At 60.8% G+C, this 16,690-nt stretch carries 13 protein-coding genes and 1 pseudogene; 5 read left to right on the top strand and 9 right to left on the bottom strand.

The features are described from left to right. Positions 1 to 27: 27 nt before the first annotated feature. The gene (locus tag PMI29_RS29660) at positions 28 to 3,219 is read right to left on the bottom strand and encodes an RHS repeat-associated core domain-containing protein (protein ID WP_443216412.1); all 3,192 of its coding nucleotides are present in this window, start codon (positions 3,217 to 3,219) and stop codon (positions 28 to 30) included. A gap of 412 nt (positions 3,220 to 3,631) precedes the next feature. On the opposite strand from PMI29_RS29660, the gene PMI29_RS29665 reads away from it, so the two are divergent. Next, the gene (locus tag PMI29_RS29665; RefSeq protein WP_007993036.1) at positions 3,632 to 4,327 is read left to right on the top strand and encodes an HAD-IA family hydrolase; all 696 of its coding nucleotides are present in this window, start codon (positions 3,632 to 3,634) and stop codon (positions 4,325 to 4,327) included. Between the two features lie 54 nt (positions 4,328 to 4,381). Here PMI29_RS29665 and PMI29_RS29670 read toward each other — a convergent pair whose 3' ends face one another. Next, complete coding sequence (locus PMI29_RS29670; protein ID WP_033051845.1) at positions 4,382 to 5,128, bottom strand: 3-oxoacyl-ACP reductase family protein; 747 nt, start codon at positions 5,126 to 5,128, stop codon at positions 4,382 to 4,384. A gap of 124 nt (positions 5,129 to 5,252) precedes the next feature. Here PMI29_RS29670 and PMI29_RS29675 point away from each other — a divergent pair, with 124 nt between their 5' ends. Beyond that, the gene (locus PMI29_RS29675) at positions 5,253 to 6,176 is read left to right on the top strand and encodes a LysR family transcriptional regulator (RefSeq protein WP_007993033.1); all 924 of its coding nucleotides are present in this window, start codon (positions 5,253 to 5,255) and stop codon (positions 6,174 to 6,176) included. Positions 6,177 to 6,291: 115 nt separating this feature from the next. Here the strand turns inward: PMI29_RS29675 and PMI29_RS29680 are convergent, their stop codons facing one another. The 3 genes from PMI29_RS29680 to PMI29_RS29690 form a co-directional block, all read right to left on the bottom strand. Then, positions 6,292 to 7,020 carry an aspartate/glutamate racemase family protein gene (locus tag PMI29_RS29680; protein WP_007993032.1) on the bottom strand — a complete coding sequence of 243 codons (729 nt, stop codon included), beginning with the start codon at positions 7,018 to 7,020 and terminating at the stop codon, positions 6,292 to 6,294. 56 nt (positions 7,021 to 7,076) lie between these two features. Continuing rightward, on the bottom strand, positions 7,077 to 8,618 hold the full coding sequence (locus PMI29_RS29685; RefSeq protein WP_007993030.1) for an NCS1 family nucleobase:cation symporter-1: 1,542 nt from the start codon (positions 8,616 to 8,618) through the stop codon (positions 7,077 to 7,079). A 566-nt stretch (positions 8,619 to 9,184) separates the two neighbouring features. Then, entirely contained in the window at positions 9,185 to 9,925 is a 741-nt protein-coding gene (locus tag PMI29_RS29690; protein ID WP_007971943.1) for a phosphoadenylyl-sulfate reductase, read from the bottom strand. Positions 9,926 to 10,097: 172 nt separating this feature from the next. Between PMI29_RS29690 and thrH the strand changes: the two genes are divergently transcribed. After that, complete coding sequence (gene thrH / locus PMI29_RS29695) at positions 10,098 to 10,715, top strand: bifunctional phosphoserine phosphatase/homoserine phosphotransferase ThrH (protein ID WP_007993026.1); 618 nt, start codon at positions 10,098 to 10,100, stop codon at positions 10,713 to 10,715. A gap of 125 nt (positions 10,716 to 10,840) precedes the next feature. On the opposite strand, the gene pabB is transcribed toward thrH, so the two are convergent. From pabB to rloA, 4 genes are all read right to left on the bottom strand, one after another. Continuing rightward, entirely contained in the window at positions 10,841 to 12,184 is a 1,344-nt protein-coding gene (gene pabB, locus PMI29_RS29700) for an aminodeoxychorismate synthase component I (RefSeq protein ID WP_007993025.1), read from the bottom strand. 188 nt (positions 12,185 to 12,372) lie between these two features. Beyond that, complete coding sequence (locus PMI29_RS29705; RefSeq protein WP_007993023.1) at positions 12,373 to 13,359, bottom strand: alpha-L-glutamate ligase-like protein; 987 nt, start codon at positions 13,357 to 13,359, stop codon at positions 12,373 to 12,375. Beyond that, positions 13,359 to 14,894, bottom strand: a complete 1,536-nt coding sequence (gene rloB, locus PMI29_RS29710) for an osmotic stress tolerance membrane protein RloB (RefSeq protein ID WP_007993021.1) — start codon at positions 14,892 to 14,894, stop codon at positions 13,359 to 13,361. Before rloB ends, PMI29_RS29705 begins: the two co-directional genes overlap by 1 nt. Positions 14,895 to 14,899: 5 nt before the next feature. Then, a complete protein-coding gene (gene rloA / locus PMI29_RS29715; protein ID WP_033051843.1) occupies positions 14,900 to 15,436 on the bottom strand; it encodes a retropepsin-like aspartic peptidase RloA in 537 nt (178 codons plus the stop codon). Positions 15,437 to 15,733: 297 nt separating this feature from the next. Between rloA and PMI29_RS29720 the strand changes: the two genes are divergently transcribed. Then, a complete protein-coding gene (locus tag PMI29_RS29720; protein ID WP_007993019.1) occupies positions 15,734 to 16,453 on the top strand; it encodes a GntR family transcriptional regulator in 720 nt (239 codons plus the stop codon). Next, positions 16,450 to 16,690: pseudogene (prpB, locus tag PMI29_RS29725) on the top strand (methylisocitrate lyase); the annotation flags it as partial. The gene PMI29_RS29720 and the pseudogene prpB, both read left to right, overlap by 4 nt.

Raw genomic sequence — 16,690 nt, 5'->3', positions numbered from 1 at the left:
AATCGTGCTGGCGGATTGACCGGTTGTCTACCTGAGCAAACGCCCCCGTCGCCCAGTCCTCGGTATGTCATGGCCTGAGTCTGCGCGATGTGAGTATTGGTTTGGAGGTTTTGGAGAGGGTGCATTGGGCTCCCCCTCATCAATCCTTGCCCCTCCCTCCCCATACGGCGCCGAGCATCCCGGCTGGTTCGCGTGCGGGCAATTTCCGCTCGACCCCAACGGATCCACCCACCCCGTCGGGTTTTGGGTGTACCGATACGGATTCAACCCTCCGGCCAACTTGACCGGATCCGGCGTCAGATAACGACCGATGTCCGGATGGTAGTAGCGATGCCGGTTGTAGTGCAGGCCGCTCTCAACGTCGAAGTAATGCCCCTGAAACCGTAGCGGCTGTTCGAGTCGTTCGCCGTCGCCGTGGCTCAGTTCGCGGAGTTTGCCGTGGGCGGTGTACTTGGCCGACCAGACGATAGCGCCGCCGTAGCTGGTCAGTTCCTGCGGGGTGCCGAGGTGGTCGAGTTGGAAGTAGAACGGGCAGGCGTCTGCCCGGCCTTTACCGTCGAGCAGCGCCAGCGGGCGCAAACAGCCGGGTTCGTAAACGTAACTGCGGTAGTGCCGGGGAGCGCTTTCGGCGATGAGCTGGTCGCCTTGCCAGAAGAATTGCGTGGTCTGGCCGTCGACGGTTTTGCCGATGCGTCGGCCGAAGGCGTCGTAGCGGTAGCTGACACTTTTACCGTCCGGGCTGCGGACACCGATCAGGCGATGCTGGCTGTCGTAGGCGTATTCGGTGACCTGGGGCGGCGTACCGCGGCGTACGCGGATCAGGTTGCCGAAGGCATCGTAGTCATAGTGGCTTTCGTAGCGGCGGCGCAGGTGGTTACCCTGGAGCACGCACGGGCCCGGGCGGTCGTGGATCAGCAGGTTGCCGGCCGGGTCGTGGGTGAAGTTCTCCGTGAACTGGTCGCGGGGGTGGCATACGCCGGTCAGGCGGTCGAGCGCATCGTATTGATAGTGGCGTTGGCCGTGACGGCTGTCGGTAATCTGCAGGAGATTGCCCTTGGCGCTGTAGGCGTACTCGCGGCGGTACAGCAGTCGTTGCTTTTGGCTGACGGCATGGGCCTGCAAGCGGCCCTGCTCGTCGTAGGCATAATCGCTGAGCAGCAGGCCCTGTTGGCGTTGCTGTTCGCGCCCACCGACAAAACGATGACTGGTCAGACGCGTACCGTTGAGATTGATGGCAGTCAGGGCGCCGCCCCGGGCATGGTGGTAATCGAGCACACAGCCGTCCGGCAGGCGCAGGCGCTTGAGCCGACCGCAGGTGTCGTAGCCGTAGCGCAGTGTGCTCCAGCCCTGATGCTCGGTGATCAGCCGGTCCTGGCGGTCATATTCGAACTCCAGCGGATGGTCATGGCCGTCGTCGACGCTGATCAGCCGCCCGAGGCTGTCGTAGCGGTACTCGACCTTGATCCCGTCGGGCAGGGTCTTGAGCAATAAGCGTCCAGCGCTGTCGCGTTGGTACTGCGTGACGAGTTGCGAACCGTCGTCGCCGAACTCGGTTTTCTCCAGCAACTGGCCATTGCCATCATAGGCATACGCGCTACGACGGCCATCGAAGCCGATTTCCTGTCGGATCAATCCGCCCGGCGTGTAGTCCAGCCGATAGGTGTCGCCGACCTCGTTTTCGATCTCGGTGAGCAACAATTGCGCATGGTTGTAGCGGTATTTCAGTGCGCTGCCTTCGGGGTTGATCCGGCGGCTGACCAAGTGCAGGTCGTCGGCGTATTCGTAACGGGTCACCCGTCCCAGTTCGTCGGTTTCGGCGGTGACCTGGCCGTACGCGTTGTAGCGCCAGGCGCGGTGGGCGCCGGTGGGCAGCGTGGTCCGGGTCAGTCGGCCGACCGCGTCCCACTGATAGCCGGTGACGGCACCGTGTTCGTCCTGCCGGGTAATCCGCCGTCCCAAGGCATCGTAGGAAAAAGTGCGCTGAGCACCGTCCGGCAGGATCTCCTCCAGCAATAGCCCCAAGGCATTCCAGACAAACCGGTGACCGCTCTGGTCGGGGAGGCGGATCGTCACCAGGCGCCCCTGCGGGTCGTAGATATAGCGGGTGATTTGCCCGTCTGGATCGGTGATGGCAGTGATGTCTCCCTGGGCATTGCGCTGAAAGGTCCGCGTCGCCTGACCCTGGGTGCAGGTGTGCAGCAAACCATGGCGATACTCGCAGGACCTGGGCGCCGCATCTGTTGCAAGCAGCGCGATCAGCCGACCGACTTCGTCATAATGGTATTCGGTGACGGCGCCGAGGGCGTCCTGCTCGGCGATCAGATGGCCCTTATCGTCATAGGCCTTGTGCTGCTCACCGCCGTCCAGTCCAACCTGGCGCACCAGTCGTGCGCGGTCGTCATGAACGTAAACCTCTTCGCTACCGTCGGCGTTGTTTACCGTCACGCAGCCTTGATCGTCCCAGGCGTAGTGCGCCTCCATCTGCGCAAATGAGGCCCAGTGACGAATGCAGCGGACGGCTTTGCCGGAGCGTTCCCACGCCCAGAAAAAACTCGCGCCGCCGGCCAGTTGCCGTTGCAGGATGACGTTTTGCTCGTCGTAGTCGTAGCGCTCGCTTTCACCCGCCGCGTTGGTTGCCTCGATCAAACGCTGGCGGGCGTCGTAGCGGTAGCTGGCCAGTGTCTGCTCGGTGCGCCAGGTGGACGCCTCGGGGTCACTGCGCTGAAACACCTGATAGTCGATGGCCACCAGGTGCTTGACGTCGTAACGCAGCAACAAGGCGCGGTCGGCGCCATTGTCCAGGCGCTGGATCCGGCCGAAGCGGTCCCGCTGCACCGTCAGGCGGTTGCCGTAGGCGTCGCTGATCGCGCTGAGCCGGCCGTCATGAAAGTGGTAGAACCGCGCGCGGTCGCCGGCCAGGGCGAGGATCAGTTCGTCCGGCTCCTCGCCGAGGTAAATCGCCGCCCGCGACAGGTTGTTGTGGATCATCGGGCGCTCCGCCGTCGGTCGTGGAAAGGGCGTGCGGCGGTTTTCGGGGTCTATCCACAGCACCCGCCCGTCGTGGAGTTCCAGGTGCTGGGACAGCGAATGGCTCCAGCCAAGGCCGAGGCCGCTGTCGAGCTCGACGGCACTGGTGCGATAGACGCGGATGAGGTCGAACGGCAAGATCCCGTCGAGGGTGGCGTCGGTGAGGGGCAGCAGTGCTTCGCCGGTTACCATCGACACCGAGCAGTTGTGGGTGGCAGTGCGCTCGACGGTGTCGGCGCTGTCGCCGTTGGGGTTTTTCGCCTGTTCGCAGGCGTCGTCGTGGTGTTCATGCTTGCCGGAGCGAAGTGTCAGAGGGCCGCTCGCGGGGCATGCCAATACCTTTTGGGGATCGAACATCTGCAGTCTTTCGCTTGGCGGAATGTGGAACGCGAAACTCTGCGGGGGATCGGTAACGAAAGAAGTCGGGAAAGGTGGCGCTCACTGTAGGGCGATTCGCTAAATCACGGAGGGCCATTCGGCGTTGATCGGGATTTCCTCGTTGCTCTAAGACGGCGGTGCTCGCTATGCTGCTGAACCCTTTAATCCATTCAGGCATCGGCCTACCTGCGCTGCCCGGGATGCCTTGGAAAACGGATCAGATGCGATGAATGCACCACTGAAAGCATTCGGCCCGATCAAGGCCGTGATTTTCGATATGGACGGCTTGTTGCTGGATACAGAGGGCATCTACACCGAAGTCACGTCCATCATTGCCGCGCGTTACGGCCGGACGTTCGACTGGAGCATCAAACAGAACATCATTGGCCGGGGCGCGGGCGATCTGGCGCGCTATGTGGTTCAAGCACTGGACCTGCCGATTACTGCGCAAGAGTTTCTGGTGATCCGCGAGCCGCTGATGCGCGAGCGTTTTCCTACAGCGCAAGCGATGCCTGGCGCACAGGAACTGGTACGGCATCTGAAGGCCAACAACATTCCCATTGCCGTCGGCACCAGTTCTTCGAGCCAGTCGTTCGGCCAGAAAACCACCTTGCATCGCGACTGGTTCGCCTTGTTCGACTTCATCGTCACTGCCGATGACCCCGAGGTGGGCGCAGCCAAACCGGCACCGGATATTTTCCTGACGGCGGCGCGGCGTCTGGGCGTCGCGCCAGAGGATTGCCTGGTGTTCGAGGATTCGCCCTTTGGTGTCACCGCGGCGAAAGCGGCGGGGATGACGGCGATTGCGATTCCGGATGCGGCAATGGCCGACACAAAGTACGTACACGCCGATGGCATTCTTCGTACGTTGAAGGCGTTCGAGCCGGGCGCTTTTGGTTTGCCTGCGCTTGAGTGGGCCTGACGAAAGAAAGTGTGGGAGCAAGCCCGCTCCCACATTTGGTTTGCGTTCAACGCATCAGGCGCCGAAACCACCGTCGATGGTCAGGCTGGCCCCTGTGATATAGCCCGCTTCAGGGCTGACGAGGTAGGCGACGAAGCTGGCGATTTCTTCGGCCTTGCCGTAACGGCCCACGGCCATCAACGGAATCAGGCTTTCCGCAAAGTCACCGTGGGCCGGGTTCATGTCGGTGTCGACCGGACCCGGTTGCACGTTGTTGATGGTGATGCCTTGCGGGCCGAGATCACGGGCCAGGCCCTTGGTCAGGCCGACCAGCGCCGACTTGCTCATGGCGTACGGGCCGCCACCGGCGAAGGGCATGCGATCGGCGTTGGTGCTGCCGATGTTGATGATGCGACCGCCTTCGGTCATGTGTTTGGCGGCGGCCTGGGTGGCGATGAACACGCTGCGCACGTTGATGGCCAGGGTCTGGTCGAAGTCTTCGAGTTTGAACTCGGCCAGTGGTGCGACAGCCAGTACGCCAGCATTGTTGACCAGGATATCCAGTCGACCGAAGGTCTCTACCGTGGCGGACACGGCACCGCGAATCGCGTCGGCGTCGGCGCTGTCGGCCTTGATGGCCAGGGCCTTGCCGCCCTTGGCGGTGATGCTGTCTTGCAGTTCTTCAGCTTTGGCCGCCGAGCTGACATAAGTGAAGGCAACGGTTGCGCCTTCAGCAGCCAGGCGCTTGACGATGGCTGCACCGATGCCGCGGGAACCACCTTGAATCAATGCCACTTTGCCGCTGAGGTTCTGAGTAGTCATGTCGATCTCCAAGTCCCGAGGCGAGATGTCCCGGTTGATGGAGCCTAGTATCAGTTCTGAATTACCTGCCGTGTAGACCATGGTTGCGATAGTCTGTGTAAACCAAAAGTTTATAGTGGTTCCTATGGAAACCTTCAGCAGTATCGAATGCTTTGTGCGCAGTGCCGAGGTCGGCAGCTTTGCTGAAGCGGCGCGGCGCTTGAGCCTGACGCCGGCGGCGGTGGGCAAGAGCGTTGCCAAGCTCGAGGCGCGCCTGGGTGTCAGATTGTTCCAGCGCAGCACTCGCAGCCTGACGCTGACGGAGGCCGGTCAGTTGTTTCTCGGTGAAGTCAGCAGCAGCCTGCACACCATCCAGAATGCCGTGGCCAATCTCGCCAGCGTCGGAGGGCAGCCGGCGGGCACCTTGAAAGTCAGCATGGGGACGGTATTTGGCTGCTTGTACATTGTGCCGATGCTCGGCGAGTTTCTGCGGCGATTCCCGGCGATCAACCCGGACTGGCACTTCGATAACCGTCAGGTCGATCTGATCGGGCAAGGGTTCGACGCGGCAATCGGTGGCGGCTTCGAACTGCCCCAGGGCGTGGTTGCGCGCAGGTTGAGCCCGGCGCATCGGGTGTTGGTGGCTGCGAAGGACTACCTGGAGACACATGCGGCGATCAGCGAGCCAGATGACCTCAAACACCATGACGGGATTCTGATTCGCTCGCCGCAAACCGGTCGTGTGCGCTCCTGGCAGTTGACCCATCGCCATCAGCACCATAGCCCGTTGACGCTCAAGGCCCGGATGACCATGAGCGACTCCGAGGCAGCCTGCGCCACGGCAGTGCAGGGCCTGGGCATTGCGCTGGTGAGCATGCCGTTTGCGGTGGGCTATCTGGAAACGGGCCGGTTGCAGCGAGTGTTGCCGGACTGGTACATCGACGACGGCTACACCTCCATCTATTACGCCGAACACAAGCTTTTGCCCGGCAAGACCCGGGCGTTTGTCGATTTCATCATTGAACAGTTTGCCGAGCGGGGGTTGGGGCAGAGGTTTAGTGCTCTTTGAGCACGTCTTGAAACCGAGGGGCGGCCATCGCGAGCAAGCTCGCTCCCACAGGGGATTTGTGAGCGTCGCAGATCCAGTGTGGGAGCGAGCTTGCTCGCGATGGCCGCGCCGCGGTCTACCGGGCAAACCGCCCCGGCCAGCCAATGATGTTTTTCGGCCGTGGCGTTGCATAAGTCCGCACTTTCGAGGTCGACAACCCCAGTCGCACCAATGACTCGGCAATGGTCACCGCCGCCGTCACCCCATCCACCACCGGTACCCCGGTACGTCGGCGAATCTGCTCGTCCAGCCCGGCCATGCCGCCGCAGCCCAGGCAAATCACTTCGGCCTTGTCCTGGGTCACTGCCAGTTCGGCCTGATGCACGATGGCCTCCAGTGCGCGCTGCGGTTCGTGCTCCAGTTCCAGCACTGCCAAACCACTGGCCCGTACCGAGGCGCAACGGTCCCACAGGCCGGAGAGCTTGAGGCGATCTTCGATCAGCGGCACGGTGCGGTCGAGGGTGGTAACCACGGAATAGGCGTGACCGAGAAACATCGCCGTGCTGGCGGCGGCATCGGTGATGTCCACCACCGGGACATTGAGCAGTTCCTGCAAGCCTTCACGGCCGTGCTCGCCGTAGCCGGCCTGGATCACCGCGTCGAATGGCTGGTCGTAGGACATCACCCGGTCCATGACCGCGATGGCCGCCAGGTAACTTTCGAAATTGCCTTCGATGGAGTCGGCGCCGAAGTGCGGGGTGAGGCCGACGATTTCCGTGCCGGGAGAGGCCACGGTCTGCGCCGAGCGGGCGATGGCCTGGGTGATGGATTCGGTGGTGTTGACGTTGACCACGAGAATACGCATGGGGAGTCCTTATTGCGGATGGTTCTGCGGCCCGACATTGCTGGGCCGCCATGGAGTTAATGGCTGACGTTTTCGACCGCGATGGCTTCACCGCTGACGTCGGCGTAGTGCGGTTGACGCTTGGCGATGATCAGGTAGAGCATCCCGGCGATGCCGGCACCAATCAGCCAGGAGAACGGCGACACGCTGTGGAACCCCGGCACCAGGGCCAGGACGATGGCGATCAGGGCGGCGGGAATGAACGCCGCCACGGCGCGCAAATTGACCCCGTGGCTGTAGTAATAAGGGCCGTTCGGGTCTTCGCTGTACAACTGCGGCACGTTGACCTGGCCTTTTCGAACCAGCCAGTAGTCGACCATGATCACCCCGTACAACGGGCCGAGCAGGGCACCGAGGCCGGAAAGGAAATACACGATCACCAGCGGGCTGTTGTAGAGATTCCACGGCAGGATCAGCACGGCGATGGTCGCGCTGATCAGCCCGGCGCGGCGGAAGGTCAGGTACTTGGGCGCGAGGTTGCTGAGTACGAACGCCGGGGCGACGAAGTTGGCCATGATGTTCACCGCCACGGTGACGATCAGGAACGCCAGGCAACCAAGCACCAGGAAGAAGGTGTTGGGGATCGAGGCGATGATTTCGGTCGGGCTTTCGATGATCCGGCCATTGATCTGAAATTGTGCGCCGCACAGCAGGACGGTGATGCTGGCGAACACCAGAATATTTACCGGCAAGCCCCAGAAATTTCCGACCTTGATGGTTTTACGGCACGGTGAAGAACGGGCGAAGTCGCAGAAGTTGAGGATCAAGGTGCCGTAGATCGCCAGCCACAGTGCGCCACCGGCAAAGATGTTGCGCCACATCTCACCGCCAGTCAGCGGCTCACGGATCGACCAGGCGATGGTCGCATCGGCCTGGGTGTACATCCACGCGGCGAGAGCGGCAACGGTCAGCAGAATCACCGGGCCGGCAAACGCCTCGTAGCGCCGCACCATCTCCATGCCATAGGCAAGGATCGCCAGTTGCACGAACCAGATCGCCACGAAACACACCCAGCCCAGGGTCGACAGGCCGAGGATCGAGTTGTGGTCGTAGTCGGCGAACCCGGGATGGACCGCCGTCAACAGCACGCGAAACACCACCGAGGCCAGGTACGTCTGAATACCGAACCAGGCGATGGCGATAACGGCGCGGATCAATGCCGGAATTTGCGCACCGTGGATGCCGAAACTGATCCGGCTGATGACCGGAAATGGAACCCCGGTTTTCTGGCCCATATAGCCGGACAGGTTCATGAAGAAGTAAACCAGCGCCGCACCGATCCCCAGGGACAACAGGATCTGCCAGCCGCCCAGGCCCAGGGCATACAGGCCGATGGCAAACGAGTAGTTGGCAATGTTGTGAACGTCGTTGGTCCACAGGGCAAAGATGCTGTAGCGGCCCCAGCGCCGGCCTTCGGCCTTGGTCGGCGCCAGGTCCTTGTTGTGCAGTCGGGGGCTGAGCACCACGGGGGCGTGATGCGTCTGATTGTCAATCGAGTGAGTGGAATGGGAGGAGGGTAGATCCAGCGCGATATTGTTGTTGGAGAGACTAGTACGCATTCCGGCAGGCTCCTGATGCTCGACGCCGCGATGACTGTGCATGAGCGTTGGCTCGACAAATCTTCGTCGCGGGTGGCGAATATCATTGGTTACGGGGCATCTGCAGCCTGTACGGGATAGGGCGCTTCAGGCTTGCGGATCTAAAGTGTGTGTATGTTTTGAATTTATTGTATACAAAACATGTATGCACTTAAGCCATATCCGTGCCAGGCGGAAGTTCTATGAAAGGCACTGCTCATTTCGTTTTGTTATGGCTTTTCGCCAAGATACTGAAAAATAATCAATATAAATTGACTGTTTGATCAGGTATTTATTTTCAGGAGAGGATTCAGGAGGGAGTGGCGGCGCCAGGCAGGCGGAGGAATGTAACTTTTGGGGGCGCAGAAACAAAAAGTGCACACATAAATGGCACTGATGGTGACATTCCTGTGTACACATTTTTTGAAGCTGAAGATAACACTGTAGGAGCGAGCCTGCTCGCGATGGTCGTCAACGATAACGCGGGGTGCCTGATACCCGGCTGCGTTCTCGGGTTCATCGCGAGCAGGCTCGCTCCTACAGTGGGTTTACGCTTTGGATTTGCTGATGATATTCCCGGCATGCAACCCGCATTCCTTCTGCGTCGCTTCTTCCCACCACCAGCGGCCTTCGCGCTCATGCTGGTTCGGCAGCACCGGGCGGGTGCAGGGCTCGCAGCCGATGCTGATGAAACCCCGTTCGTGCAGGCTGTTGTACGGCAGTTCCAGCATGCGGATGTAGCCCCAGATCTCTTCGCTGGTCATTTGCGCCAGCGGGTTGAATTTGTACAGGGTGCGTTCCGGGGTGGAGAACGCGGTGTCGATTTCCATCACCGCGACCGCGCTGCGGGTGCCGGGGCTCTGGTCCCGACGCTGGCCGGTGGCCCAGGCTTTCACGCCGGACAGCTTGCGGCGCAGCGGTTCGATCTTGCGGATGCCGCAGCATTCGCCATGGCCGTCCTTGTAGAAGCTGAACAGGCCTTTTTCCTTCACGAACGGTTCGAGCTTCGTGTAGTCCGGCGATACCAGTTCGATGTCGATCTTGTAGTGCTCGCGCACCTGATCGATGAAGCGATAGGTCTCGGGGTGCAGGCGGCCGGTGTCGAGGCTGAATACCTTGACGTTTTTGTTCAGCTTCCAGGCCATGTCCACCAGCACCACGTCCTCGGCACCGCTGAAAGATATCCACAGGTCATCGCCGAACTCGGCAAACGCGAGTTTCAGGATGTCCTGGGCGGATTTGTTGGCATAGGTCGTGGCGAGTTCCACGACGTCGAACGTTGGGCTCATCAGGGCGGCTTCCTACAGGTCGGTGGCGCTGGGCGCTCTATATGGGTCGATGGTAACAAAAAGCTGCACGGGCCGGGGCATCCTCTGCGTTGCGCAGGCAGGCCCGAGTCGCTAGAGTTCGGCAGTCTTTTTGCTCGCTCGACTCAATAATCAATACAAATGGGAGTGTCTTGTGGAAATTGCCTGTCTGGATCTTGAAGGTGTGCTGGTCCCGGAAATCTGGATCGCCTTCGCCGAAAAAACCGGGATCGAATCCCTCAGGGCTACCACCCGGGACATTCCCGACTATGACGTGCTGATGAAGCAGCGCCTGCGGATTCTCGACGAGCACGGCCTGAAGCTCTCCGACATTCAGGAAGTGATCGCCACGCTCAAGCCGCTTGACGGCGCCATCGAATTCGTCGACTGGCTGCGTGAGCGCTTCCAGGTGGTGATCCTGTCGGACACTTTCTATGAGTTCTCCCAGCCGCTGATGCGTCAACTGGGCTTCCCGACCTTGCTCTGCCATCGTCTGATTACTGACGACAGCGGGAGAGTCACTGGCTACCAGTTGCGTCAGAAAGATCCCAAGCGTCAGTCGGTCCTGGCCTTCAAGAGCCTCTACTATCGGGTGATCGCGGCGGGGGATTCCTACAACGACACCACGATGCTGGGCGAGGCCGATGCCGGGATTCTGTTCCATGCGCCGGATAACGTGATCGCCGAGTTCCCGCAGTTCCCGGCGGTGCATACGTTTGAAGCGTTGAAGCTGGAGTTCATCAAGGCTTCGAACCGGACCTTGAGCCTGTAAGCACATTTCCTGTAGGAGCGAGCTTGCTCGCGATGGTCGTCAACGATAACGCGGCAAGACTGACACCCCGCGGCGTTTTCAGGTTCATCGCGAGCAAGCTCGCTCCTACAGGGGCGGGTGTGGTGTCAGAGGTTTTGCAGGGTATCGAGCAACACCTTCACCTTGGTGATCGATTCCTGATATTCGGCCTGCCACTCCGAGTCCGCGACAATCCCGCCACCGCCCCAGCAACACACCTGCCCGTCCTTGACCAGCAAACTACGGATGGCGATGGAGCTGTCCATCTCGCCGCGCACGTCCAGGTAGACCAATGAACCGCAATACAGTCCGCGTCGGGTCGGTTCCAGCTCATCGATGATCTGCATGGCGCGAATCTTTGGCGCACCGGTAATTGAGCCGCCGGGAAAGCTGCCGGCGATCAGGTCCAGGGCATCGCGCTCATCCGCCAGTTCACCGGTGACGCTGCTCACCAGGTGATGCACGTTCGGATAGCTTTCCAGGCTGAACAGTTCCGGCACCCGTACCGAGCCGGTGCGGCAGGTGCGACCGAGGTCATTGCGCAGCAGATCGACGATCATCAGGTTTTCTGCGCGGTCCTTGGGGCTGGCCAGCAGTTCGGCGGCGTTCGCGGCGTCTTGCTCAGGCGTCAGGCCCCGAGGTCGAGTGCCCTTGATCGGGCGGGTTTCCACATGGCGCTGGCTGACTTTGACGAAGCGTTCCGGCGACAGGCTGAGTACGGCATCGCCGTCAGGCAAGCTCTGGAAACCGGAAAAAGGCGTCGGGCACGCAGCGCGCAGCGCGCAGTAAGCGGTCCACGGATCACCTTGGCAGGGTGCACGAAAACGCTGGGCGAAGTTGACCTGATAACAGTCACCGGCCTGTATGTATTGCTGGATGCGCTCGATTGCCTGTTGATACTGGTCAGCGCTCAAGTCGGCAGTCATCGGGGTGAGCAGTTTGAAGGGCGCGCCCACTTCCGCTGCAGGCTGGCTGAACAGGTCGGTCAGGCGCTGACGCTCGCTGTCCGGCAGAGCCGGGTGGAACACCAATTGACTGGTCAGCGAATGGTGATCGCTGATCAATGCCCAGCCGTACAAGCCGAAACGCGCGTCAGGCAGTTGCAGGTCGTCCCGAGCCTGGCTCGGCAGGCGCTCCAGATGTCGGCCGAAATCGTAACTCAGGTAGCCGATCAATCCACCGGCAAACGGCAACTCATAAGGTGCCGGCAGAGTGGCTTCGCCCATGCGTGTCAGGTTATCGCGCAGGCGTTGCAGGAAAGCGTCGCCACTTTCGTCGGGCGATACCTTCAGTTGCTCCAATGGCCAGGCGCTGAGCAGGTCATAGCGACCGCGGTCGGCGCTGGGGCGGCCACTGTCGAGCAGCACGGCACCGGGGGCATGGCGAATCGCCGCGAAGTATTGGGCGGGGTTGGCGCGATAGGGCAGCGGGTGTACGGAGCAGGTCAACATGGGCGGGGGAAGTCAGCCATCGAGGCGGGGTGGCGATTGTAGTCCCCTCGGAGAATTGCTCCTAGAGGGAGATGTAGTGTAGGAGCGAGCTTGCTCGCGATGGGCGTGAACGATGACGCTGGGAGCCTGACACCCCGTGGCGCTCTCTGGTCCATCGCGAGCAAGCTCGCTCCTACAGGAGAAGGGCCTCAGCCCTCGACCGCAGGAATATGTCCAAACATCTCCTGCACAAACGCCACGCGCTCTTTGACCGTTTCGGTCACGCCACGGGCCTTCAGGTCTGCCAGTCGTGCTTCCACCGCATGGGTACGCAACGTCAGCCCGCAGTCATTGGCAATCTGGATGTTCAGCCCCGGCCGGGCGTTGAGCTCAAGAATCAGCGGGCCTTTTTCCTGGTCCAGGACCATGTCGACACCGATGTAGCCCAGCCCGCACAACTCATGGCAGCCAGCGGCGAGCTTCATGAAACCGTCCCAGTAGGGCAGTTGCACGCCATCCACAGCATTGGTGGTGTCCGGGTGTTTGTTGATGATGTTGTTCAGCCAGGTGCCGCGCAGGGTCAGGCCGGTGGCCAGGTCCACACCGACGCCGATGGCGCCCTGGTGCAGGTTGGCCTTGCCGTTGGACTGACGCGTCGGCAGACGCAACATGGCCATCACCGGGTAACCCATCAAGACAATGATGCGAATATCCGGCACGCCTTCATAACTGATGCTCTTGAAGATTTGGTCCGGAATCACGCGGTATTCGATCAGCGCCCGGTCGCGGTGACCTCCCAGGGAGTACAGGCCGGTCAGGATGCTGGAAATCTGATGCTCGATTTCTTCATGGCTGATGATCCGGCCGGACACCGAGCGATATCGGCCTTCAAAGCGGTCGGCGATCACCAGGATGCCATCTCCACCCGCGCCTTGGGCCGGTTTGATCACGAAGTCACTACGTCCGCCGATGATCTCCTCGAGATTATCGATTTCCTTTTCGGTGGAGATCACGCCATACAGCTCGGGCACATGGATGCCGGCGGCGATGGCGCGCTCCTTGGTGATGATCTTGTCATCGACGATCGGGTACAGGCTGCGCTTGTTGTACTTGAGCACGTAGTCTGCGTTGCGCCGATTGATCCCCATGATGCCCCGGGCTTCCAGGGCCTTCCAGGTCTTCCAGAAGCCGAACATCAGGCGTCAGCCTTTTTCAGGAAGGCCTTGAAACGCACCAGTTCGGTCAGGCGATAACCGCGATAACGACCCATGGCCAGCATGAAGGCCACCAGGATCAGCAGGATCGCCGGGAAGGTGAACACGAAGTACACCAGTTCCGGCACGGTCATGATCAGGTGCGCCAGGGACGCGGCGAACAGCGTGCCGATGGCCACTTTCATGGCATGGCCGCCTCCGCGTTCTTCCCAGGTGATCGACAGGCGTTCGATGGTCATGGTCAGGATCACCATCGGGAACAGCGCCACCGACAAGCCGCGCTCAAGGCCGAGTTTATGGCTGAACAGGCTGATCGCCGCAATCAACACCACCACGAACGTCAGCACCACCGACAATCTCGGCAGCATTTGCAGTTTCAGGTGTTCGAGGTAGGAGCGCAGCGACAGGCCCAGCGCCGTGATGATGGTAAACAGCGCGATACCGAAGCCGAGCTGGGTTTCGCGGAAGGCCAGGGCGATCAGCACCGGGGTGAAGGTGCCCAGTGTCTGGATGCCGATCAGGTTGCGCAGGATCAGGATCACCAGTACGCCGATCGGGATCATCACCATGATCATGAAGGTCTGCTGGGTTTCCAGCGGCAGGCCGTACAGCGAGTACTCGAGGAAGTTGGCGTCGGTGTTTTCGTCGGTCAGCTTGGCCAGGCGAATGGCGTTCATTTCGCTGTTGTTCAGGCTGAAGGTCACGTTGGCTTTTTTGCCGCCATCGACGGTGATCAGGTTTTCGTCGCCGGTCCACCACAGCAGGCGGTCGGTCGGCAGGCCCTGTTCACCGGTTTCCGGGTTGAAGTACAGCCAGTCGGTGCCGTTGAAGCTTCGCAGCCACAGTTCCGGCATTTGCGGTTGGTCGGCCACCAGGCGGATGGTGTGGACTTTTTCGATCGGGACGTGGGCGATGGACAGCAACAACTCGACGATTTTCGCCTTGTGCGCGGTGGACGGATCACCGGCCAGCAGCAGTTTCACGTTGTCATCGTTGAGGTTGTTGACCCGCTTGATGGATTCGCCGACGAAGGTTTCGACGTCGGCCGAGTGTTGGCGGATCGGTGCGAGCAGGGCTTCGGCGGCGATTTTTTCCGGGCCTTCGATGGTCATGCTGTCGCGAAAGGTCGGGCCTTTGATCTTGGCTTTCTCACCGGAATAACGCTTGGTCAGCACCAGGCGGTAATACAGCGTCTGATTGCCTTTGGCCCGGCGTGCCGACCAGGTGACCTTGCGGTTGCCGTCGACCCGGTTCACGGCCACGCCGTAGTTATTGGAAATGAAGCTCTCGTTGAGGCTGACGAAGTCGCGGCTCAGCGGTGGCACGAACATCTGGATCTTGACCGGGTCCTTGGCACTGGCGACGAACTCGACCTTGGCGTCGATGTTCCACAGGTCGTCAGTGGCGTCTTCGGTCACCGGGATGCCCAGGACGAAGATCTGATAGGCCGTAACTGAAATGCCCAGCACCACCAGGATGGCGATCAGCAGTTTCAGATGAAGGGTAAGAGAGCGCATTGAAATTACTCGGCGGTATGAGCGTCGGTGGTGCAGGCGGGTTTGCCGGCAGCATATTTAAGGCTGGGGTCGACCAGTGCATCGAAGCGTTTGAGCGCTTCGGAGCCAATCAGTAGCGGGTATTGGAAAGCGCTGCGGTCGGTCAGGTTCACTTCGATGCTGCGCAGGGCCGAGCCCATGCAGATATCCAGTTCGATCACCGGGCGGGCGGTGTACTTCTTGCCTTCCTCCGGGTCGTAGTCGCCGGCCCGGCGCTTGATCTTGCTGACACGGGCCAGCGGGCGTTCGATCGGGTGCGAATGGGCGGCGTCGATGGCCAGATAAAAACGCACCCACGACTCGCCGTTGCGCTTGAAGCGTTTGATATCCCGTGCACTCAGGGAAGCGGTTTTCGCCCCGGTGTCGAGTTTGGCCGCCACTTCCAGATCGATGCCATTGAGCGATGCGTACTCATTAAGGCCATACACGGTCTTTTCCCCGGCCATTGCGAAACCAGGCAGACAAAGGAAACAAAGGAAGGCAGGGAAGGGCTTGAGTCTCATAAATCCTGATGCGCAGCGGTACGACTTGATTCAAGGCCCTGGCATCGCTGCGCAAGCTCCCTCGTATGCCTATCAGGGTTTTATGACAGACAGTGCAGATGTGACAAACAAATGCGGGCGGCATTCTAGCACGGTGGTTTGATGGCGCCAGCGCTGGCCGGTGGCTATAAATAGACGGGTTGCTTCGTTATGGTGCAGCCGGTTATCAGAAGATTGTCGACAATATCGATTTATGCTTTGACTGTGGCGCCAGTATTCGCTAGTTTTTGCGGCACTGTCTCACAAGGTGTCGACAATATGCTGGATCAACTCGATCCCCCGGTTTCTACGCAAGACGATACGGAGACACTTTCCGAGAACGTCTTCCGACGCATTCAGGCGGCTATCGTCAAAGGCGAGATCGCGCCGGGCAGCAAAATCTCCGAGCCGGAACTGGCGCGCACCTACGGCATCAGCCGTGGTCCGTTGCGTGAGGCCATCCACCGTCTGGAGGGCCAGCGCCTGCTGGTTCGCGTACCGCATGTCGGCGCGCGGGTGGTGTCGCTCAACCACGCCGAGCTGCTGGAGCTATACGAAATCCGCGAATCCCTGGAAGGCATGGCCTGTCGCCTGGCCGCCGAGCGCATGAGCGTTGAAGAAATCGACGAGCTGCGTCGGGTGCTGGAAACCCACGAGCGCGATGAGGCGTTTCAGGCAGGTAGAGGCTACTACCAGCAGGAAGGCGATTTTGACTTCCACTATCGAATCATCCAGGGCAGCGGCAACCGCACGCTGACCCAAATGCTCTGCGGCGAGCTTTATCAACTGGTGCGCATGTACCGCATCCAGTTTTCCACCACGCCCAATCGCCCACATCAGGCTTTCGCCGAGCACCACCGCATTCTCGATGCCATCGCCGACCGTGACGGTGAGCTGGCCGAGTTGTTGATGCGCCGTCACATCGGCGCCTCCAAACGCAATATCGCCCGTCACTACCAGGACGGCGTCAACCCGACAGCCAAACGAGGTGAGTCATGAGTTTGAACAAGAGCACACCAGGCCAGCGTTTCCGCGATGCGGTCGCCAGCGAACATCCACTGCAAGTGGTCGGCGCGATCAACGCCAACCACGCGCTGCTGGCCAAGCGCGCCGGTTTCAAGGCGATCTACCTGTCGGGTGGCGGGGTGGCTGCCGGCTCCCTTGGCGTGCCTGACCTGGGCATCACCGGTCTGGATGACGTGCTGACCGACGTGCGCCGTATCACCGATGTTTGCG

This window comes from Pseudomonas sp. GM49 (assembly GCF_000282355.1).
Taxonomy (GTDB): Bacteria; Pseudomonadota; Gammaproteobacteria; order Pseudomonadales; family Pseudomonadaceae; genus Aquipseudomonas.
The sequence above is the reverse complement of the archived record's forward strand: the minus strand, read 5'-3'. Positions and strand labels throughout refer to the sequence as shown.

What these genes read in the sequence shown, in the direction of transcription:
- PMI29_RS29665 (WP_007993036.1), top strand. Translation starts at nt 3,632, where the DNA reads ATGAATGCACCACTGAAAGCATTCGGCCCGATCAAGGCCGTGATTTTC.
- pabB (WP_007993025.1), bottom strand. Translation starts at nt 12,184, where the DNA reads ATGTTGACCTGCTCCGTACACCCGCTGCCCTATCGCGCCAACCCCGCC.
- PMI29_RS29690 (WP_007971943.1), bottom strand. Translation starts at nt 9,925, where the DNA reads ATGAGCCCAACGTTCGACGTCGTGGAACTCGCCACGACCTATGCCAAC.
- PMI29_RS29660 (WP_443216412.1), bottom strand. Translation starts at nt 3,219, where the DNA reads ATGGTAACCGGCGAAGCACTGCTGCCCCTCACCGACGCCACCCTCGAC.
- rloB (WP_007993021.1), bottom strand. Translation starts at nt 14,894, where the DNA reads ATGCGCTCTCTTACCCTTCATCTGAAACTGCTGATCGCCATCCTGGTG.
- PMI29_RS29680 (WP_007993032.1), bottom strand. Translation starts at nt 7,020, where the DNA reads ATGCGTATTCTCGTGGTCAACGTCAACACCACCGAATCCATCACCCAG.
- PMI29_RS29670 (WP_033051845.1), bottom strand. Translation starts at nt 5,128, where the DNA reads ATGACTACTCAGAACCTCAGCGGCAAAGTGGCATTGATTCAAGGTGGT.
- PMI29_RS29705 (WP_007993023.1), bottom strand. Translation starts at nt 13,359, where the DNA reads ATGTTCGGCTTCTGGAAGACCTGGAAGGCCCTGGAAGCCCGGGGCATC.
- PMI29_RS29685 (WP_007993030.1), bottom strand. Translation starts at nt 8,618, where the DNA reads ATGCGTACTAGTCTCTCCAACAACAATATCGCGCTGGATCTACCCTCC.
- PMI29_RS29675 (WP_007993033.1), top strand. Translation starts at nt 5,253, where the DNA reads ATGGAAACCTTCAGCAGTATCGAATGCTTTGTGCGCAGTGCCGAGGTC.
- rloA (WP_033051843.1), bottom strand. Translation starts at nt 15,436, where the DNA reads ATGAGACTCAAGCCCTTCCCTGCCTTCCTTTGTTTCCTTTGTCTGCCT.
- PMI29_RS29720 (WP_007993019.1), top strand. Translation starts at nt 15,734, where the DNA reads ATGCTGGATCAACTCGATCCCCCGGTTTCTACGCAAGACGATACGGAG.